The following is an 18,806-nucleotide window of genomic DNA, read 5'->3' as shown; positions in this document are numbered from 1 at the left end:
AAAGCACCCCTTTTTTAGGGATGCTGACGGACGAAAGATTTAACGTGCAGAAGCCACATTTAGCCGCCGGCTCTTGCGCAACCTTTCCGGGATCACGTCATTACGCAGAAGATCAGCGTAGGTCTCCCGCTCCACAATGATATCGGCCCGGCCGTCTTTAACCAGCACCATGGCCGGCCGGGGCAGGCGGTTATAATTCATGGACATGGAGTAGTTGTAGGCGCCGGTGCAGCTGACTGCCAGAATATCCCCGGGCTCAACCCTGGGCAGGGCGATATCCCAAATGAGCATGTCCCCGGATTCACAGCACTTGCCGGCGATGGAAACCACTTCCTCCGCCGGTGCGGCAGCCTTATTGGCCACGCAGGCTTCGTAACGGGACTGGTACAGGGCCGGGCGGGGGTTATCGCCCATGCCGCCGTCAACGGCCACGTACTTGCGCACTCCGGGTATGTCCTTTACCGCCCCGACAGTGTAAAGGGTGGTGCCCGCCGGACCGCTGATGGAACGTCCGGGTTCCACGATAACCCTGGGTACGGGCAAGCCGTGCGTCATGGCCTTTTCCCGGACGGCCCGCATAATTACATCGGCATATTCGGCCACCGGGCGGGGTTGATCCCCTTCGGCGTAGTAAATGCCCAGCCCGCCTCCCAGATCCAGTTCTGATGGAACCCACCCGGTCTCCCTGGCTACCCGGGCGGCAAAATCCATCATTACTCCGGCAGCGTGGGCGTAAGAATCCAGCTTAAAAATCTGGGAACCGATATGGCAGTGCAGACCGTGAAGAGCAATATGATCCATTTCCAGAGCCAGTTTTACCCCGGACAGAGCCTGGCCGTTCTCAATAACCAGGCCGAATTTGCTGTCAATCTGGCCGGTTTTAATATATTCATGGGTATGGGCCTCGACGCCGGGGGTTAGGCGCAGGATAACGTCTGCCCTGCTGTGCATCTCACCGGCCAGCTGGTTGAGCATTTCCAGCTCGTAGAGGTTATCCACCACGAAGCGCCCCACCCGCGCCTCCAGGGCCAGGCGCAGTTCTTCCCTGGACTTGTTGTTCCCGTGGAAATAAACCCGGGACATGGGGAATTTGGCCTGCAGGGCGGTATATAGCTCGCCACCGGAAACTACATCCATACCCAGGCCTTCCTCCTCCACCAGGCGGCAGATGGCCAGGGTGAGTAATGTCTTGGCCGCATATATGACCTCGGCACCGTATTTTTCAGTGAAAGCCCGGTAGTACTCCCGGCAATTCTGCCGGAAAAGCTCTTCATCCACCACGTAAAGGGGGGTGCCGAAGGTAGAAGCAAGCTGTACAGTATCGCAGCCACCAATTTCCAGGTGACCCCTGCTGTTGATAGTCATGGTGCCGTGCAGCATCATTTTTCAAAACCTCCCACGGATATAATACGCCCGGAGAAATATTCAGCTAGCTCCTCCGGATGCGGCCCAGCACTCGCTAAAACATGACTTCGCTTTCCGGTTTTAAGAAGACCTGTTGTCCCCGTATGTGCCCCAGCACTCACTGAAAAAGACGCACTTCAAGGACCACAATTCACAACCTGTCACAGCAGCTATGGAAAGAGGAACATTGTTCAGTGAGTGCTGGGTCCGGAGCTTGCTGTTGCGCCACACCCTTGTCAAAACGATTTTTACTGAATACTTACCGTCCTGGGGCATAAAATGAGACGGCTTCCCGGGTAAGGGGCCGTCTTATGCACATGTAAAAAAACCCCTCCCCCTGGTGAGATAGCGCTCCACCCGGCAGCAGGGCAACCACCGGGTGACAGTCCGGCACCTGTTCGATGACGGCCCAGCCCAGCCGTTCCGGGCAACGGCTGAACTTCGGCGGACAACCCTTTTCCCCGGCTTCCCCGAAAACCCGGTTCCTCCACCAGGGTACTCTTGTTGCCCGCAACCTCTACCCCACCTCCAAAGGGAGATGAGGCATAATGTATACAATTTTGTCCCATTGTAACACGGACGCCTGGTACTGTCAACAACTTTCTAATTCTAACCTACCCCAAATCCACCTTGGGAAGCCGGGATAGGGACCTGGCCAGCTCTTCTTCCGGCAGGGGGTAGTCCTCGAGCTTGCCGGCCAGGTAGGCGTCATAGGAGGGCAGATCCAGGAAACCATGGCCGCTCAAGTTAAACAGGATGGTTTTTGCCTCCCCCGCTTCCCTGGCTGCCAGAGCCTCCTGAATGGCGCAGGCAATGGCATGGGCCGACTCGGGAGCCGGTACGATTCCCTCGGAGCGAGCAAACATAATGGCACTTTGGAAGACATCGGTCTGGTTAAAGGCTCTCGCTTCGGCAACGCCGTCATGTACCAGCTGGCTTACCAGGGGGGAGTCACCGTGGTAGCGCAGGCCCCCCGCATGGATTCCGGGAGGCATGAATTCGGCCCCCAGGGTATACATGGGCAATAGGGGCGTTAACCCGGCCACATCACCGTAGTCGTAAGCAAATTTGCCCCTGGTCAAAGTGGGACACGCGCTGGGCTCCACGGCCACCAGCCGCACCTTTGCTTCCCGCGCCAGCTTGTCATGGGCGAAGGGGAAAACAAGCCCCCCAAAGTTACTCCCGCCGCCACAGCAGGCGATGACCACGTCCGGATAGTATCCGGCCTTGGCCATTTGCTCCCTGGCCTCCAATCCGATCACCGTTTGGTGTAAAAGGACGTGGTTGAGCACGCTGCCCAGGGCGTAATTGGTATCTTCCCGGCCGGCAGCATCTTCCACCGCTTCGCTGATAGCAATGCCCAGACTGCCGGGGGAATCGGGTTCAGCGCTTAAGATCCTGCGGCCGGCGGCAGTTTGTTCGCTGGGGCTGGCATAGACTTTGGCTCCAAATATTTCCATCATAGAGCGGCGATAGGGTTTCTGGTGGTAGCTGACTTTGACCATGTACACGGTACATTCAAGGCCAAAAAAGTTACATGCCTGGGACAGAGCCACCCCCCACTGGCCTGCTCCCGTTTCCGTGGTCAACCTTTTGATACCTTCCTTTTTGTTGAAATAAGCCTGGGGGACGGCCGTGTTCAACTTATGACTTCCGGCGGGACTTACTCCCTCGTATTTATAAAAGATGCGGGCCGGCGTGTCCAGGGCCTTTTCCAGGCGGTGCGCCCGGTGTAGGGGACTGGGCCGCCACAGGCGGTAAATTTCCCGCACTTCTTCCGGAATTTCCACCCAGCGTTCCCGGGTCATTTCCTGCTCAATCAATGACGTGGGGAAAATGGCCTTTAAATCATCCGGTCCTACTGGCTTTCCGGTAACCGGATGTAAAGGCGGCCGGGGCAATTGGGGCATGTCAGCCTGGATGTTGTACCAATGCGTAGGCATTTCTTTTTCCGCAAGCAGGATTTTGGTTTCGCTCATCTCTTCTATGCTCCTTCTATAAAAAATATACCTTTATTGCGCCGTAAGCGCACCCTTCTTATTTTCGCCGGCGTGCAGGCATTTCCTCCTGGAAGATACGAATTAACTTAAGTGTTAATTTCCATGACAGGGAAAAATGTCCGCGCATACCTTAAGAGCTACGGGGGACTCTAACAGTGGCAACACTTTAAAATGCAGGAGGTGCTTTGTTTTGATTCAAGGTTGGTCCGATACTCCGAAAGGCGTCGAGGTAAGGCCAGCTGGCTTCAATGAAGTGAACATTATTTACAACGGGCTTCTGGCCAAAAGTGGTGCCGACCAGGTTTACCTGCACTGCGGATTTGGTGACCCTAAAAACTGGCAAAATGTCAGCACCATTAAAATGGAACGCACCCAGCGGGGTTGGGAAAGTACCCTGCGCATGCAAAACGGCATGATGTCCTTCTGCTTTAAGGATTCAGCCAACAACTGGGATAACAACAACGGTTACAACTGGACTGTGCGGGCTTAACCGCAACAAGGGACGGTTTTTTAACCGTCCCTTGTTAACTACCCGGGGCGGCGGTCGTCCCCGTCACTCCGTGCTGCAGGTTCGAAGCGAAACTGGCTGGCGCTGCCTATGCGCCGGGACTCTCTTATCCTTATGGATAGCTGCAGCATAAGTCGCTGAATCATTCTATAGACTGTTACCAGCGCGATTCGCGCTGCCGGTTTGCTAACCTCAGCCCAGCACTCACTGGTAAAGCGCTCCTTCGGAGTAACTTTACATACACATGATCAATGGCTATTCTAAAGAAAGAGATGTTCCAGTGAGTGCTGGGTCGCTCCTTGAAGGACAACCGCCGCCCGTTTCCTTTTGGTTTTGCAACAGTATCTTTAAACGGCGCTCTCTTGATACCCCAGGGAGCCGGACCAGCGACCGCAGCGATCCCCCCAGCGGGCAATAACTTCGCCTTCACGGGTGATTTCCACCACTTCACAAAGGTTCGGGCAATTTTCACAGACAAAGCCCCCGGCTTTGAAGCGGGTTTCAGCCACCCCGAACCCCCGGAACCGGCTGGTCCCCCCGCCGGCCATTTTCTCCCTGGCTAAGATGGCCGCCCCTACCGCTCCCATCACGTTGTAGTGGGGAGGCACATGTACTTCCAGACCCAAGGCCTGCTCGAAGGCCCGCCGCATGCCGGCGTTGGCCGCTACCCCCCCCTGAAAAACAACCGGGGGGAGAATCTCCTTGCCTTTGCCGACGTTGTTGAGGTAATTGCGGACCAGAGCCTCGCACAAACCGGCCAGGATATCGGGCAGACTGTAGCCCATCTGCTGTTTATGAATCATGTCCGATTCGGCAAAAACGGCACAACGGCCTGCTATACGTACCGGAACGGTGGATTCCAGTGCCAGATTACCGAATTCTTCAATGGGAATATTCAACCGGGCCGCCTGCTGGTCCAGGAAAGAACCGGTACCCGCGGCGCAAACAGTGTTCATGGCAAAATCTGTCACTACGCCGTTGCGCAGGATGATAATTTTGGAGTCCTGGCCCCCGATCTCCAGGATCGTCTGCACTCCCGGCACCAGGGTGGAGGCAGCCACGGCGTGGCTGGTAATCTCATTTTTTACCACGTCAGCTCCGGCAATTATTCCGGCCAAAAAACGTCCGCTGCCAGTGGTACCTACCCCCCGGACAGCGGTATTTGCGGGCAGGCGTCCGGCCAGCTGCCGCAATCCCTCCTGCAAAGCACAAATGGGCTGACCCCGGGTACGCAGGTAAATGGCTTCTCTGATTTTGCCATTTTCATCCATAAAGACCAGGTTGGTGCTTACGGAACCGACATCAATGCCCAGATACCCCTTCATTATACTACCACTCCTTTTTTTCTGGCCAGCAAATCCACAAAAGCCTCCAGGCGGGTTACCAACCCGGCTTCCCCGGACTGCTCATCCACCGTGATGGTCAACGTAGGGATGCCCAGCTTGTTGCTCAGTCCGGGCAGCACGCTGTGAGCCACAATTTCGGGCATGCAGGTAAAGGGCAGGAGCTGGATTACACCGTCATAACCCTGCCGGGCGTATATAACCGCGCTGCCCACGGTTTCCTGTCCGTGGCCTCCCACGAAATGGTTTAAATAAGGAGGCGCCGCCTGGCAGGCCTCCCTGCGGCTGCGCAGCCCTCTTACCAGGCCCAGGAAAAGGTGATCATTGATCCACTCGCTTAAATAAATGGACCGGTCGGTCTCCACACCCAGGTAACCCAGCCTCCTTTCCAGATCGTGGTTGGCAAAGGGTTCCAAAAGGGTGAAGATTTCACCGACGATGCCCACGCGCAGAACCGGCCTGGGCTTTATGGCCACAGCGTCCATGATCTTACGCACCCGTTCCCGGGCTTCTGGCAGATCCCGCGGGTGTTTCATGGCAATAATCTCCTGCAGGGCACGTTTAAACGCTCTATCTGTGCTGCCCCGGTGGATCTCCCGGGGACGCAGGAAATGGGCCTGTCTTTCCAGCTCGTCCACCATGCGGGCCTTCTGGTACCCGAAACGAATACCCCTTACCACTTCCCACCAGGAACTGTGGCCGGTGATGTATTTGATCTTGGACAATAGTTCCCCCACATGTTTTCGGGGAGGTTCCAGCACCACCAGGCGGTAGTTGTAGCCCAGGTCCTCCAGGATGGCGTGTTCCACCTGGGCATAGTAGCCAAAGCGGCAGGGCCCGCACCCGCCGGCCATGAGAATGGTATCCGCCCCCTGTTCCGCCGCTTCCATGAAATTGCCCAGGTTTAGTTTGAAGGGCAGACAGGCAAATTCGGGGGCATGCCTGGCTCCCAGGGTCAGGGTGCGTTTACTGGAAGGAGGCGGTACCACCACCTCCACCCCCAGGTATTCCAGCATGGCCGCAAGGCAGATCCACATGTGTCCCATGTGAGGAAAGGTGACCTTCATCATACACTCTCCCTTGCTGGAAGAAACTGCCGGCGCTCTATCATGTCCAGAAAGGCCTCCAGGCGGGTTACCACCCCGGCTTCCGCCGAATGTTCGTCCAGGGTCAGGTTGAGAAAGGGTTTACCCCGGCGCTTCACCTCCCGGGAGATCAGTTCCCCGGTAAGGGAATCGGGGCCACAGGCAAAGGAAGCCACGTGGATGATGCCGTCCACACCCGGGCTCTGCAGGTAGTGCCAGGCAGCACCGATCATGCGCTGTCCCAGGCTCCAGAAAAGATGCTTGGGCAGCCTGGCGGCCTGTTCCCGGACCAGGGTTTCCGGAAGGTTTTCGGCGCTGCAAACTCGCACCCCGTTCCTGGCGAGCCGGCTCAAAAGGTTCATGCTGATGTAGGGGTCGTAAATATTGTACGGATGACCGATTACAGCCACCGTCGGGCCGTCGCCACCCGGTTCCCGTCCTTCCGTAAGTCCCTGGTACATTACCGCCAGGGCCTCTTCCGGGAAAAACCCTTTTTCCAACAGCTGCACATAGCGGGTCTGGGTATACACGGCCTGCCGGTAGGCAAGGTAAATAGCGAGCCGGTTGCTGGTAAAATTGCGGCCCAGGGCAGCAAAGAAAGGATAAAGACTATCTTTGCGGTAAAGGTTAAGGTTTGGATCTATGAGGGGCGGCAGCCCTGAAATCCCGTGCCGGACCATGTCGGGAAAGCCCAGGAACTTGGGGCAGATATATTCCCGCCGGGCAATACTTACCATCCGGGGCAAAAAAAGGACATCTACCCGGTCTTTTAAATCAAGCACGTGACCGAAGGCCAACCGCACCGGCAGGCAGACATCATCCCCGGAGTTCTGCAAACCGGCATCTAAAATAGTTTTAGTGGTTGGCCTGGAGATAACCACTTCCAATCCCAGGGCTTCAAAAAAGGTACGCCATAAAGGTAAGTAATAGTAATAGAGCAAGGCTCTGGGTATACCTACCTTAAGGGTCATTGGTTCACTCCTTTCCGGCATAGCAATATTCTTATTATGGCCCACCGGGCAAAAAATAAAACAGCCCCCGGGCTGGGGGCTTACCGTTTTCGGGCCGGTTCAGGAACGGCCTGCCGGTATTTATCCCGGGGTTTTAAGATGCTGGGGCGGATGTTGTCTACCGGCACCGGGGAACGCACAAGTACTTTTTTCATGGCCGTCCAGTTAAAGGGGATCAGAGGCCACAGGTATGGGACCCCAAAGGACCTGGTAGCCACCAGAAAGGCGAAGGTTACCAGTACGGCGATGATAAAGCCGGGCAGGCCGGCCACAGCCACTGCCGCCAGTAAGAACAGGCGTACCAGGCGGTTGGCCTGGGAAAGTTCGTAACTGGGGGTAAGAAAGATCCCGGTCGCGGCAACCGCCGTATACAAAATCACCTCGGGAGCAAACAAACCCACGGAAACGGCAATATCGCCTATGAGCAAGGCGGCGATCAAGCTGATGGATACCGACAGGCCCGTGGGGGTGTGGATGGTAGCCAGCCGCACCATGTCAACGGCAAACTCGGCAATAATAAATTGTATTATCAAGGGAACGGCTCCAATTTTTTTGGGGCCGATGAACTTCAAAGCCGATGGTAACAGTTCGGGATGCAGGGCGGCTAAGAACCAGAGGGGTAACAGGAAGATGGATATGGCCACCCCCACAAAGCGCACCGCCCGCAACCACACACCCACTGCCGGGCTCTGACGGTATTCCTCGGCATGCTGCAGGTGATGAAAGTAGGTAGCGGGGACAATGGCCACACTGGGCGAGGTGTCCACCAGCACCAGGACGTGCCCTTCCAGCAGGTGCATGGCGGCCACGTCGGGCCGCTCGGTGTAACGCACCCGGGGGAACGGATTCCAGTAGCTGCCGGGAGTGATTAATTCCTCCACCGCTTTTTCCGCCATGGGCAGCCCGTCAATGTTGATGTTTTTAATCTTTTCCTTGATGCTGTCCACCAGATCCGGATTGGCCACATCCTGCAAAAAGCAAATAACTATATCGGTTTTGGACCGTTTGCCTGCCTGGAGGATTTCCATGCGCAGCCTGGGATCCCTGAGACGGCGGCGAATGAGGGCGGTGTTGTAAACCAGCGTTTCGGTAAAACCATCCCGGGAACCCCGCACCACCCTTTCCAGATCCGGTTCTTCGGGCTGGCGCACGGGGTAAATCCGGGCGTCAATGATAATGGCCTTATCTTCCCCGTCAATAAGCAGTGCCTGGGGGCCGGAAAGCACCTTTTCCACCACGTCCTCCAGGTGCTTCACCTGGCTGACTTCGGTGAAGGGGACGTGGCGGTAAAAAAGCTTGCGGAAGGTATTGATGGTCATCCCTTCCCGTTCCAGTTCCGCCAGGTGCTCCAAAATAAGGGTAAAAATCTGATCGTTGGTCAGCCCGTCCACAAAGATCAGGGCTGCCTTGACCCCGCCAATGTTCAGTTCCCGCAGGATGACATCGTAGCTTTCCCCTATTCCCAGAGCCTTTTTCAGGAATTCCGTATTTTCTTCCAGCCGTTTTTTCACCGGCGTTTTATTGCTGGCATCTACCGCCTGTTGGCTCACGTCTGCCGTCTGCTGGCTCATGAAATTCACTCCTATCCTTTTGGTCGGAAGGCCAGGGCGGCCAGGTAACCAAAAACGACCGCTGCGGTTATGCCGGCGGCTGTTGCGGCCACCCCTCCGGAAAAGGCCCCCAGGACTCCCTTTTCTTTTACCCCACCGATGGCTCCCTGGGCCAGCAGGTGGCCGAAACCACTCAAGGGCACCGTAGCCCCCGCTCCGGCCCAGTTCACCAGCGGCTGGTACAACCCCAGGGCGCTTAAAATAACTCCTCCAGTAACAAAACCTACCAGCACGTGGGCGGGGGTAACCTTATGGCTGGTCAAGTCCATCAGGAGCTGGGCAATCACACATAACAGACCACCCACGATAAACGCCTTTAAAAAAATCATGTTATTCAAATCACCGTCCTTCTATGACTACGGCATGGGCAATGCCGGGAATAGTCTCTCCCTGCTGGTAGCTGCAGAGGCTGAGCAGGGCCCCGGTAGCCACCCCCAGGATGCGCTTTAAGCGGCCGGCTTTGATTTCCTGCATCAGGTACCCGCAGGTAACCACGCCGGCACAGGCACAGCCGCTGCCTCCCGCATGGGCGTCCTGGTCGGGGGAATAAATCAGGACCCCGCAGTCACTGAACCGGTTGGAAATGTCATAACCCTTTTGCTGCATTAGCTTAAGGGCCAGTTCCCGCCCGTAAGTTCCCAAATCACCGGTGATAAAAAGATCGTAGTAATCGGGTTGGCGCTGGGTGTCCAGAAGGTGGCGGGCCATGGTATCGGCAGCTGCCGGGGCCATGGCCGCCCCCATGTTCATGGGGTCACCCTGGCCTAAATCAATTGCTTTGCCGATGGTAGCATGGGTAATCACCGGGCCATTACCCTGGCGGGCCAGTACTGCCGCGGCTGCCCCGGTTACCGTCCAGGATGCGTACAGGGGGCGCTGGGTACCCTGCTCCGTCGGGTAACGGTACTGCCTTTCGGCCGTGGAATAATGGCTTGATACCCCTACCAGCACATATTCGGCAAAGCCGCCGTCAATGAGCATGGCCCCCAGGGCCAGGCCTTCATACATGGTGGAGCAGGCCCCGTAGAGACCGATAAAGGGAATACCCAGATCCCTGGCGACGAAATCAGCACTGATGATCTGGTTCAGAAGGTCACCGGCCAGCAGGTAGTCGATATTCTGGGGTTGCAGGTTGGCCCGCTGGATGGCATTTTGCATGACCTCTTTGAGCATCCGCCGCTCTGCTTTTTCCCATGTGTTTTCCCCGTAATAGTTGTCTTCCACCACCTTGTCGAAGGTATGACCCAAAGGCCCCTGACCTTCTTTGTTTCCCACAATGGTGGCCGTAGAAATGATTACCGGTGGGTTTTGAAACCACACGGTCTGCAGCCCGTTTTTTTTGGGTGCCGGCAAAGGCTTCACCTCCTACCGGAAGAAGTAGTACAAAATGGCTACTATCCAGGCTGTCACAATGCCAAAAACAAGCACCGGTCCGGCCACGGTGAATAGCCTTGCCCCCACGCCCAGGACCAGTCCTTCACCCCGGTATTCCATGGCCGGGGCGACCATGGAATTGGCGAAGCCGGTAATGGGTACTATGGAACCGGCACCGGCAAATTTGGCAATCTCATCGTATACCCCCAGCCCGGTGAGCAGGGCGGCCAGGAAAACCAGCACCGTGGACGTAGCCGCTCCTGCTTCCGGCAAGGCCAGCCCCCGGGCCTGGAAAAAGTTCAAAAATAATTGCCCTAAAACGCTGATTAGCCCTCCCACAACAAAAGCCCAGAAAACATTGCGGCCCAGAGTAGGCTTCGGTTGAATTTCCTGGACCATCTTTTGATATTCTTTCTTCTGTATCTCAAGTGGTTGAGAATCTTTCACCTCGGCCATCAGGTCTCACCCCCGGTTGTTATGGTTTCCTTTCAACCAGACGATTATGCGCCCGGGAGGGAGCCCGGAAACGCCAAGAAAGATCAAGGGACACCAGCAGTGGTGTCCCGATTTGGTGTTTAGCCCCGGTGGGCAATCTTTACATTCAGGAGTTCTTCCAGAACCGGCAGGGTGGCTTCACGGATGTGGCTGGCATTGGCCGCACAGGAGTCACCGAAGGAAAAGCACCGGGGATTGTTCCCGGTACTTTTCAGTGACGGGTTATTTACATTGGATTTCGCACGTTAATGGTTGATCAGGGTGGCAATCGTGCCGATGAATCCGACCACAATAGCAACTACCGCGCCTATAGCCCAAAACCGAAGATTATCAATACGATCACTTAACCTGTCTTCTAATTGATCAATTTTTTCATCCAGCTGTTCTATTCGATTAGACAACTTTTCGTCCAGGCGATCTATCCGCTGGAGCAGGAAGAAAAATTCCTGTGAAACCAGGCTATGCGGTGGCATATTGCCGCCGGGCGGCTGTTCGCTGGTGGCCGCTATTTCCTTGATTGCTTCCTCTGGCATGGTCATCACCTGCCTTTATCACCCCCATTGTACACCAAGGCATGGCTGGAAACAATAGATTACACAAAACCCTCGCACTCCAGGGCCACCGGAACACCGCGGACTGCACCGACAAAATCCAATGGGAATTCCCTATGATGGTAGGCGGGCTTTTGTATTTGGGGCAGTTCAACAGGCAGCGATAAATTGTGCCAAAAAACCAAAACCCACCTGTAAAAAAACAGGCAGGTTTGGTTCTCCGGTACCTTTTTTTCCCCGTTACCCACAGCGGGAGTTTGCAAACCGTTTGCAAACGAACTGTTCTAGAATCTTTGATTTTACCGGGTTTCAAACTGGACTGTTCTGGATTGAGTTTGCAAGGTGCCCTTTCCGAGCAACACGGAAAAGGCTGATTTTCCTTGTTTATTGCCGCTAGCCCCGGTGGGCAATCTTTACATTGGCCTTGTACTCGGTTACCCGGCCGTTTTGCACATTGGCGGTCAGGTTTACCACCTCCACACCAACGATGTCGCTGATGGTTTTGGAGGCTTCGTCCACGGCCGCCTGGACGGCGGCCTTCCACCCGTTGGGTGATTCACCGACTAATTCCGAAACCTTAATATGCATAAAGTCATCCCCCTTTGATAAACTTTTTTAACAGCTAAGGCTATTATCTACGATAAAAAGGGGTTTTATGCGGTTAAGAAACAATAAAAAGACCCGGGGTTGCAAATGTTCAGTGATCCCGCTATGGTGCCGCGTTGGCAACTGCCGGTGGTAGCGGTTTTACTGAACAGTTACCCGGGGTTCAACCATCCTCCCCGGGCTGCATCATCTCCTTGAGCTTTTTTAAAGCCTGGCGTTCCAGCCGTGATACCTGCACCTGGGACAAACCCAGCCGCCGAGCCACATCGGCCTGGGTTTTGTCTTCAAAGAACCGCCACATGAGGATTTTTCTATCCCGTTCGGGCAGGGACATGAGCAGTTCCTTCACCGCAATATGATCCAGCCAGGGCATCTCCCCTTCATCTCCATCCCGGAGCTGATCCAAAAGGTATATGGGATCGCCATCGTCCTGGTGAAGAGTTTCGTAAATGGAGGTAGGTGCCTGGACCGCTTCCATGGCGGTGACCACATCCTCCCGGGAAATCCCCAGCTCCGCAGCCACTTCCCCCACTGAGGGCTCCCGGCCCAGCCGCCCGGTAAGGCGCTCCCGGGCCTGCTGAATGCGGTAGGCAGTTTCCTTAACTGACCGGCTTACTTTTACAGGATTATCGTCCCGCAAAAAGCGCCGGATTTCCCCTACAATCATGGGTACGGCATAAGTAGAAAATTTAACGTCGAAGTTTAAATCAAATTTATCAATAGCCTTCATCAGGCCAATGCACCCAATCTGGAACAAATCCTCCAGTTCGTAACCCCGGTTTTGAAAGCGTCGGACCAGATTGAAGACCAGTTTTAAATTGCAGTTAATTAGCCTTTCCCGGGCAGCCTTGTCCCCGGCCCGGGCACGGCGCAGCAGTTCCCGCATCTCTTCATCGCCCAAAAGGGGGAAGCGGGGTAAATTCATTTCCACTAATCGGGTACTCATGGGGCAGTCACCTCAGTGCCCTCCCTGGGAAGCTGCTGCTGCACCCCGGTTGTTAATGTTTTTGATCATCGTTATCCGGGTTCCCCTGGCCGGGCTGGAATCCACATGCAGGCGGTCCATAAAGGACTGCATGAACACAAACCCCAGCCCCATGCGCTCCGGGTCGGTGGAATAGGCCGGTTCCAGCGCCTTTTTTACATCGGCAATGCCCTTGCCATTATCTTCCACCCGGATTTCCACCCCGGTTTCCAGCAGGGTGACGAGCACCCGTACGATGCCTGTGGGGGAATTTTCATAACCATGGACAATGGCATTGGCCACCGCTTCGGAAACAGCTACTTTAATTTCCTCCAGGTCATTTAAAGTAAAATCCAGCTGGGAGGCAAAGGCGGCCACAGCCACCCGGGCGAAGGCTACGTTGGCCGGCAGGCTTAAAAATTCCATCTTTAACTGGTTAATCACTTTCATGGCAATCCCCCCTCACCCGGCCCTGGCTACAGCTTCTTCTTCCGTGGTATACTCGCCCATGATCCGGAAAAGCCCCGAAAGCTCACAAATGCGGCGCACATGGGGTTGCAAACCCACCAGCGAAACCCTGCCTCCTTCCCTGGCCAGGCGCTTATAGCGGCCGAGGATAACCCCCAAGCAGGAACTGTCAATATAAGAGACCCGGCTTAAATTGAGCACCAGGTGACGCACCGGGTTTTTATTTAAAGATTCTTCCAGGGCATTGCGCAGTAAATCGGCTACCCCCAGGTCCAGCTCCCCTTCCGGGCGGACAAACAGGGTATCCTGTCTGATTTCCAGATCCAGTTCCACCATAGATCACCCCTGCCGCGTTTTAGATACTGTAGCATAACCACCTGGGCGGCCCAGCACTCACTGGTAAGGTACTTCTTTTGAGTACATTGGTCACATATGCTCAATAACTATTCTAACGAGGCCGTTGTTCTAGTGAGTGCTGGGTCGCTCCTTAGCAACGACTGCCGCCCGCACCATTGGTTTTGTAACGGTATCAACAAACGGGTTTTCACGAATTTTTACGGTTTCAGTTTTAGAACTTCTACGGCGGGGTGGCATTCTCCTGCTAAATGTTACCATATATTCTGTCGAAATGCAAATTTTAAGGCGCCCCTTGTCCCGGGGCACCCGTTTTAACGAACGCTGTGCAGGCGTGTAAATACTTTTTTGATCTGCTGCAGCAAGTTGGCCTTTTTAACTTCATACCGGGCCACCAGAGGCACCCGCAGCACTTCCTGCCCGTCCTTTTTCACCACACAGAAGCCAAGCTGCTGCCCCTTGGTTACGGGAGCGGTTACCCGGGAGGGCAGTTCCAGGTGGGTGGTGAATCCCCGGTCCTCCCCTTTTGGTGCTACCACGGTAACCCGGTCTTTTGTCACCACATCCAGGTTATCCACGACGCCCTTGCTTACAGGCAGGGATTTTACTTTAGCACCCGCCGGGTAGATGTTTACCGCCTTGTAACGGGCAAAGCCATACTTGTAAAGCTTGATGGATTCCCGGAAATGGCTCTTTGGTTCGGGTGTACCCAGGACTACCACAATCAACCGCAGGCCGTCCCGTTCCGCCGAAGAAGCCAGGCAATATTTGGCCTCGTTGGTCCAGCCCGTCTTGCCGGCATCCACGCCCTCGTACCACTTGAGCAGCTTGTTGGTATTCCACAGCTTGAACTTTCCACCGCGCAAATCATATTCGTAGATGGACGAGATGCGGCGGAAAAGGGGATATTTCAAACATTCCCGTAAAATAACCGCCATATCGTAGGCCGATGTGTAATGGCCCTCGGCCGGCAGGCCGGTGCAGTTTACAAAATGGGTGTGTTTTAAACCCAGTTGTTTGGCCCGCTGGTTCATGGCCTCCACAAAAGCCTCTTCGCTCCCCAGGATGTGCTCGGCCACGGCCACGCTGGCATCATTGGCCGAGCCTACGGCCACGGCAATAAGCATTTCTTCGAAACTGAATTCTTCCCCGGGCTCAAGGTAAATCTGGGAGCCGCCCATTTCCCACGCGTTTTCACTGGCCACCACCCGGTCCTTAAGACTGACCCTACCCTGTTCCACGGCTTCCACGGCTAAAAGGAGGGTCATGATTTTGGTTACACTGGCCATGGGTAATTCCTTATCAGGATTCTTGGCCCATAAAACCTTGCCCGTATGGGCTTCCATGAGCACCGCGGATTCGGCGGTAGTATCCAGCCCACCCCCGGTGCCTTCCTCCTTCTCTTTCACCGCCCAGGCCGGTAAGGCACAAGCCAGGGTGAATAAACAAATCAACAAGGTACTGAGGATTTTCCGGACGAACATTAGATAAACCTCCTTACCATTATTTCGGTGATTGTAAATGTTCAGTGTCCCCGCTATGGTGCCGCGTTGTCCACGCTCACTCCGGTGCTCCGCGCTGACGGCACCGCGCCGGTGGGAGCGGTTTTACTGAAACATTTACCGGTAATTGGTATAACGGGAATATTTCAGCCGCCGGGAGAGATTCCTGAAAATCGTAAGCCATCCTGCTTAACCGGGCGATATCGGCAAAACCCTCCCGGGTCTCTTTTACCCCGCTGGATAAAACCACCAGGATGTAAGGCCGCCGGCTAAAAACCACCCCGCAGTCGTTGGCTATCCCATCCAAATCCCCTTCCTTATGGGCCACCATGACCTGGTGCGGAAGCAGTCCCGGTAAGCCGATATGAAAAAACGGGTGGACCAGATCATCCAGCAGGCGCTGCCCTTCCTGCGGATGGCGCCGGGCGAAATCCAGGGTGGCCTTGACATAGGTGGCCAGGTCCCGGGCGGTGGTCAAATTTTTCCCTCCCGGATAGACCGTACGGCCGCCCAGCCCCTTCATATAGGCATAAAAATTCGGCCGGCCCACGTGCCTGGCCAGCATGCGAAAGGCCACGTTATCACTGATGGTGATGGCCAGATTGGTCAGCAGGCGCAGGGAATAGGTATCTCCGTCCCTGGCTTCGTAACGCAGCACTCCGGAACCGTCTTCATAATCGGTGGCCTTGCGGTAACTCACCCGGTCGTACCAGTGCATTTTACCCTGCACCACCAAATCGTTTATGTACAGGGCCATGGGCAGCTTGACCGTGCTGGCTGCCACCATTGGTTTATCGGCATTAATACCGAAACTGGCGCCGGAGGCCAGATCCTCGAAGTAAATGGCAAAGGTGGACTTTTTGCCGTGCACAAATTTTTCCATCTGCTTTTTTAAAGGCGAGTAATCAATGTTCTGCAGCGGTTGATGAGAAAGTCCTCCGGTCACCGGCATATTATTGCCTGCGACGGCGGGACCGGCGGTCAGGCTTAAAACAAGCAGGAGAGCTGCCAGGCGGGTAATGCTAACCATGCTGTTTCACCTCCCCTTTGCCGCCCTGGAAGTAGTTGACCACACCACGGAGGATGGCCCGGGCAGCCCGTTCCTGATAGGCGGGATCGGTTAGCTGCCGGGATTCATGTTCGTGGCTTAAAAACCCCACTTCCACTATTACCGCCGGCATGCGGGAGTTGCGGCAGACGTAAAAATCACCGGCCAAAGCCTGGCGCCCCGAATCCACCAGGTTCTTGTTCAGCTCCGCCTGGATGGCTTCGGCCAGTTTCCGGCCTTCCTGGGAACCGGTCTGGTAAAAAACCTGTGCCCCGTATTCATCGGGTTCGGAAAAATGATTCAAGTGGATGCTGAGGAAAAGATGGGCACCGCATTTATTGGCCAGTTCCACCCGGCGGGCCAGATCGTGGGCTTCAATCCTTTCCCCACCGCTTTCCCCGGCACGTGCCGGTTCCCATTCTCCATCGCGGGTCAACACCACCCGGGCCCCGGCCTGCCGAAAAACGTCCGCCACCCGCCGGCTGATTTCCATGGCCACATCCTTTTCCACAATGCCGTGACATCCCACTGTCCCCGGGTCGTCCCCGCCATGACCGGGATCAATGACGATTACCCGCCCGGCCAGGGCGTTACCGGGAGGGGCCGCCGCTGCTGGGGCCGCCACCTGATAAACCAGACCCAAAATAACTGCCATGAGCATAATGCGGGTAAAACTTTGCGGCGCAGGGTGCAACACGGTTCTCCACCTCAAAAGCTAATATCGGGTAATAACCGAGTCCACAACTCATTCCGCCTACTGTCACTTAAGGTTTACAATCCCTATAAAATTTATAAGCCCAGGGAGGATCTAGTTTCTGACAAATAACGCGCCACGTCATTTTTTGAGGACGTGCCAGCCTGGCATAATTCTTGCTGCCAATTCGTGTTGTTAGAAAATTCAATCCCCGGGATTATGGAGGTGTTTTGCAATGAAAACAGCGGCGGAGTACCTGGAAAGCATGAGGGGGCTGAATCCCAGGATATTCCTGGGAGGCAAGCAGGTGAATCTCCTGGAAAACCCCACCACCATGACTGTGGTCCGGGCCAACGCGCGGGTGTATGAACTGGCCCAGGACCTCCAATATCAAGAGATTATGACCGCCGTATCGCCCTATACCGGCAAGCGGGTCAGCCGTTGCCTGCACATTGCCCAAAGCATTCACGATCTGGAAATGCGGGCCGAGATGGCCCTTTTAACCAGCCAGATGCTGGGGACATGCAACTACCGGTGTGTGGGGGCGGATACCCTCAACGCTCTGGCAGGCGTAACCTGGGAAATGGACCGGGACCTGGGGACGGACTATCACCAGCGGTTTATCAAATACCTCAAGTATCTACAGGAAAATGACCTGGCCGTAAGCGGTGCCGTTACCGACCCGAAGGGAGAAAGAACCAAGCGCCCGGCGCAACAGGAGGACCCGGATGTTTATGTCCACGTAGTGGAAAAACGTTCCGACGGTATTGTGGTACGAGGAGCCAAGGTAAGCCAGAGCGGGGCCATCGGTTGCCATGAAACAGTGGTCATCCCGACCATGGCCATGCGTCCCGGGGAGGAAAACTTTGCCGTAGCCTTTGCAGTTCCCAACGGTGCTCCCGGCATCACCTATATCAGCCAGTACACGCCCTTTACGGCCGAACGGGAAGTAATGCCCGATGTTAAATACCTGGGTAACCCCCTGTATGGCCAGAGGGAGACCTGTACCATGGTTTTCGAAAACGTATTTGTTCCCTGGGAGAGGGTCTTTTTATGTGGTGAGACTCAATTTACCGGCAAGCTGATTGCCCGCTTTGCCAAAACCCACCGCATGAATTGCGGTGGTGCCTGCAAAGTTGGATTTGCCGATTTGATCATTGGAGCGTCTCAACTGGCGGCAGAGTATGCGGGCGTACAAAAAGCCCCGCATATTGTTGAAAAAATTACCGATATGATCCGGATCAGGGAAACCTGTTACGCCTGTTCCGTTGCCGCCGCCGTCAAAGGCCGGGAAGAACCGACCGGTTCGGGGTTTTACCAGCCGGACGATATCTTCGGCAATGTGGCCAAGCTCACCGTAGCCGATGGGTTCTGGGAAATCATGAAGTGGGCCGGGGATATCGGGGGCGGTATGGCCGTGACCATGCCCTCGGAGTTGGAACTGGAAAATACAGAAACGGCCCATTACGTGAAGAAATTTTTTAAGGCGGCCGCTTCTGCCGGGTTAAGGTTGCGCATAGCCAAGTTCATTCAGAACTGGTGCGCCGGACTGCACGGTGCCGGCACCTGGCACGGAGCCGGATCCCCCCAGGCCCAGAAGATGGCCCTCTACGCCCTCACCGACCTGGAAAAAAAGAAAAAGCTGGCCAAAAACCTGGCCGGCATTGCGGAATGAGAAAAGCCCCCGGTCAGTAGTTATATAGACCAAAAAAGAAAAAACCTTGCTGACACAAGGCATTCACGTTCTGTATATATTCACAAAGTACATTTTGCATTAGGAGACAATGAGC

19 protein-coding genes and 1 riboswitch are annotated in these 18,806 nt (G+C 55.3%); of the genes, 2 read left to right on the top strand and 17 right to left on the bottom strand.

Annotated features, from left to right (window positions below; genetic code table 11):
• Positions 1–39 precede the first annotated feature (39 nt).
• Both lysA and BUA65_RS09770 read right to left on the bottom strand, forming a co-directional pair.
• The gene (gene lysA, locus BUA65_RS09780) at positions 40–1,383 is read right to left on the bottom strand and encodes a diaminopimelate decarboxylase (protein WP_072869298.1); all 1,344 of its coding nucleotides are present in this window, start codon (positions 1,381–1,383) and stop codon (positions 40–42) included.
• A 359-nt stretch (positions 1,384–1,742) separates the two neighbouring features.
• Positions 1,743–1,932, bottom strand: a riboswitch (Lysine riboswitch).
• An 86-nt stretch (positions 1,933–2,018) separates the two neighbouring features.
• The gene (locus tag BUA65_RS09770) at positions 2,019–3,383 is read right to left on the bottom strand and encodes a TrpB-like pyridoxal phosphate-dependent enzyme (protein ID WP_072869295.1); all 1,365 of its coding nucleotides are present in this window, start codon (positions 3,381–3,383) and stop codon (positions 2,019–2,021) included.
• A gap of 211 nt (positions 3,384–3,594) precedes the next feature.
• Between BUA65_RS09770 and BUA65_RS09765 the strand changes: the two genes are divergently transcribed.
• Positions 3,595–3,894, top strand: a complete 300-nt coding sequence (locus BUA65_RS09765) for a carbohydrate-binding protein (protein WP_072869293.1) — start codon at positions 3,595–3,597, stop codon at positions 3,892–3,894.
• Positions 3,895–4,259: 365 nt separating this feature from the next.
• On the opposite strand, the gene BUA65_RS09760 is transcribed toward BUA65_RS09765, so the two are convergent.
• The 15 genes from BUA65_RS09760 to BUA65_RS09685 form a co-directional block, all read right to left on the bottom strand.
• On the bottom strand, positions 4,260–5,237 hold the full coding sequence (locus BUA65_RS09760; protein ID WP_072869292.1) for an acyl-CoA dehydratase activase: 978 nt from the start codon (positions 5,235–5,237) through the stop codon (positions 4,260–4,262).
• Positions 5,237–6,322: an acyl-CoA dehydratase activase-related protein gene (locus BUA65_RS09755; protein ID WP_072869290.1), complete on the bottom strand. Its 1,086-nt coding sequence runs from the start codon at positions 6,320–6,322 to the stop codon at positions 5,237–5,239. Before BUA65_RS09755 ends, BUA65_RS09760 begins: the two co-directional genes overlap by 1 nt.
• Complete coding sequence (locus BUA65_RS09750) at positions 6,322–7,311, bottom strand: acyl-CoA dehydratase activase-related protein (protein WP_072869288.1); 990 nt, start codon at positions 7,309–7,311, stop codon at positions 6,322–6,324. The genes BUA65_RS09755 and BUA65_RS09750 overlap by 1 nt, the downstream gene beginning before the upstream one ends.
• Positions 7,312–7,391: 80 nt before the next feature.
• Positions 7,392–8,921: a spore germination protein gene (locus BUA65_RS09745; protein WP_242656299.1), complete on the bottom strand. Its 1,530-nt coding sequence runs from the start codon at positions 8,919–8,921 to the stop codon at positions 7,392–7,394.
• A gap of 11 nt (positions 8,922–8,932) precedes the next feature.
• A complete protein-coding gene (gene spoVAE, locus BUA65_RS09740) occupies positions 8,933–9,289 on the bottom strand; it encodes a stage V sporulation protein AE (protein WP_072869361.1) in 357 nt (118 codons plus the stop codon).
• A gap of 10 nt (positions 9,290–9,299) precedes the next feature.
• Positions 9,300–10,313 (bottom strand): stage V sporulation protein AD, encoded by a 1,014-nt coding sequence (gene spoVAD / locus BUA65_RS09735; protein WP_072869286.1) that lies wholly within the window; start codon positions 10,311–10,313, stop codon positions 9,300–9,302.
• Positions 10,314–10,325: 12 nt separating this feature from the next.
• A complete protein-coding gene (gene spoVAC, locus BUA65_RS09730; protein ID WP_072869281.1) occupies positions 10,326–10,790 on the bottom strand; it encodes a stage V sporulation protein AC in 465 nt (154 codons plus the stop codon).
• Positions 10,791–11,074: 284 nt separating this feature from the next.
• Positions 11,075–11,362, bottom strand: a complete 288-nt coding sequence (locus BUA65_RS09725) for a hypothetical protein (RefSeq protein WP_114281486.1) — start codon at positions 11,360–11,362, stop codon at positions 11,075–11,077.
• 411 nt (positions 11,363–11,773) lie between these two features.
• Positions 11,774–11,968: a dodecin family protein gene (locus tag BUA65_RS09715; protein WP_013822960.1), complete on the bottom strand. Its 195-nt coding sequence runs from the start codon at positions 11,966–11,968 to the stop codon at positions 11,774–11,776.
• Between the two features lie 181 nt (positions 11,969–12,149).
• Positions 12,150–12,932, bottom strand: coding sequence for an RNA polymerase sporulation sigma factor SigF (sigF, locus tag BUA65_RS09710; protein ID WP_072869277.1), 783 nt, complete (start codon positions 12,930–12,932; stop codon positions 12,150–12,152).
• A 12-nt stretch (positions 12,933–12,944) separates the two neighbouring features.
• The gene (gene spoIIAB / locus BUA65_RS09705) at positions 12,945–13,400 is read right to left on the bottom strand and encodes an anti-sigma F factor (RefSeq protein ID WP_013822962.1); all 456 of its coding nucleotides are present in this window, start codon (positions 13,398–13,400) and stop codon (positions 12,945–12,947) included.
• A 12-nt stretch (positions 13,401–13,412) separates the two neighbouring features.
• Positions 13,413–13,754 (bottom strand): anti-sigma F factor antagonist, encoded by a 342-nt coding sequence (gene spoIIAA, locus BUA65_RS09700; RefSeq protein ID WP_207543881.1) that lies wholly within the window; start codon positions 13,752–13,754, stop codon positions 13,413–13,415.
• Positions 13,755–14,086: 332 nt separating this feature from the next.
• Complete coding sequence (locus tag BUA65_RS09695) at positions 14,087–15,256, bottom strand: D-alanyl-D-alanine carboxypeptidase family protein (RefSeq protein ID WP_072869275.1); 1,170 nt, start codon at positions 15,254–15,256, stop codon at positions 14,087–14,089.
• Positions 15,257–15,332: 76 nt separating this feature from the next.
• Positions 15,333–16,304, bottom strand: coding sequence for a serine hydrolase (locus BUA65_RS09690; RefSeq protein WP_072869273.1), 972 nt, complete (start codon positions 16,302–16,304; stop codon positions 15,333–15,335).
• The gene (locus BUA65_RS09685) at positions 16,297–17,016 is read right to left on the bottom strand and encodes an N-acetylmuramoyl-L-alanine amidase family protein (protein WP_084062266.1); all 720 of its coding nucleotides are present in this window, start codon (positions 17,014–17,016) and stop codon (positions 16,297–16,299) included. The genes BUA65_RS09690 and BUA65_RS09685 overlap by 8 nt, the downstream gene beginning before the upstream one ends.
• A 235-nt stretch (positions 17,017–17,251) precedes the next feature.
• Here BUA65_RS09685 and BUA65_RS09680 point away from each other — a divergent pair, with 235 nt between their 5' ends.
• Positions 17,252–18,691, top strand: a complete 1,440-nt coding sequence (locus BUA65_RS09680) for a 4-hydroxyphenylacetate 3-hydroxylase N-terminal domain-containing protein (protein WP_072869271.1) — start codon at positions 17,252–17,254, stop codon at positions 18,689–18,691.
• The last annotated feature ends 115 nt before the right edge of the window (positions 18,692–18,806 follow it).

This window comes from Desulfofundulus thermosubterraneus DSM 16057 (assembly GCF_900142025.1).
Classification (GTDB): domain Bacteria; phylum Bacillota; class Desulfotomaculia; order Desulfotomaculales; family Desulfovirgulaceae; genus Desulfofundulus; species Desulfofundulus thermosubterraneus.
The sequence above is the reverse complement of the archived record's forward strand: the minus strand, read 5'-3'. Positions and strand labels throughout refer to the sequence as shown.

Excerpts from the sequence above, each read along its gene's own strand:
- BUA65_RS09695 (WP_072869275.1), bottom strand. The coding sequence starts at position 15,256 with ATGTTCGTCCGGAAAATCCTCAGTACCTTGTTGATTTGTTTATTCACC.
- lysA (WP_072869298.1), bottom strand. The coding sequence starts at position 1,383 with ATGATGCTGCACGGCACCATGACTATCAACAGCAGGGGTCACCTGGAA.
- spoVAE (WP_072869361.1), bottom strand. The coding sequence starts at position 9,289 with ATGATTTTTTTAAAGGCGTTTATCGTGGGTGGTCTGTTATGTGTGATT.
- BUA65_RS09715 (WP_013822960.1), bottom strand. The coding sequence starts at position 11,968 with ATGCATATTAAGGTTTCGGAATTAGTCGGTGAATCACCCAACGGGTGG.
- BUA65_RS09690 (WP_072869273.1), bottom strand. The coding sequence starts at position 16,304 with ATGGTTAGCATTACCCGCCTGGCAGCTCTCCTGCTTGTTTTAAGCCTG.
- BUA65_RS09760 (WP_072869292.1), bottom strand. The coding sequence starts at position 5,237 with ATGAAGGGGTATCTGGGCATTGATGTCGGTTCCGTAAGCACCAACCTG.
- spoIIAA (WP_207543881.1), bottom strand. The coding sequence starts at position 13,754 with ATGGTGGAACTGGATCTGGAAATCAGACAGGATACCCTGTTTGTCCGC.
- BUA65_RS09745 (WP_242656299.1), bottom strand. The coding sequence starts at position 8,921 with ATGAGCCAGCAGACGGCAGACGTGAGCCAACAGGCGGTAGATGCCAGC.
- BUA65_RS09770 (WP_072869295.1), bottom strand. The coding sequence starts at position 3,383 with ATGAGCGAAACCAAAATCCTGCTTGCGGAAAAAGAAATGCCTACGCAT.
- BUA65_RS09755 (WP_072869290.1), bottom strand. The coding sequence starts at position 6,322 with ATGAAGGTCACCTTTCCTCACATGGGACACATGTGGATCTGCCTTGCG.
- BUA65_RS09725 (WP_114281486.1), bottom strand. The coding sequence starts at position 11,362 with ATGCCAGAGGAAGCAATCAAGGAAATAGCGGCCACCAGCGAACAGCCG.
- sigF (WP_072869277.1), bottom strand. The coding sequence starts at position 12,932 with ATGAGTACCCGATTAGTGGAAATGAATTTACCCCGCTTCCCCCTTTTG.
- spoVAC (WP_072869281.1), bottom strand. The coding sequence starts at position 10,790 with ATGGCCGAGGTGAAAGATTCTCAACCACTTGAGATACAGAAGAAAGAA.
- BUA65_RS09750 (WP_072869288.1), bottom strand. The coding sequence starts at position 7,311 with ATGACCCTTAAGGTAGGTATACCCAGAGCCTTGCTCTATTACTATTAC.
- spoIIAB (WP_013822962.1), bottom strand. The coding sequence starts at position 13,400 with ATGAAAGTGATTAACCAGTTAAAGATGGAATTTTTAAGCCTGCCGGCC.
- BUA65_RS09680 (WP_072869271.1), top strand. The coding sequence starts at position 17,252 with ATGAAAACAGCGGCGGAGTACCTGGAAAGCATGAGGGGGCTGAATCCC.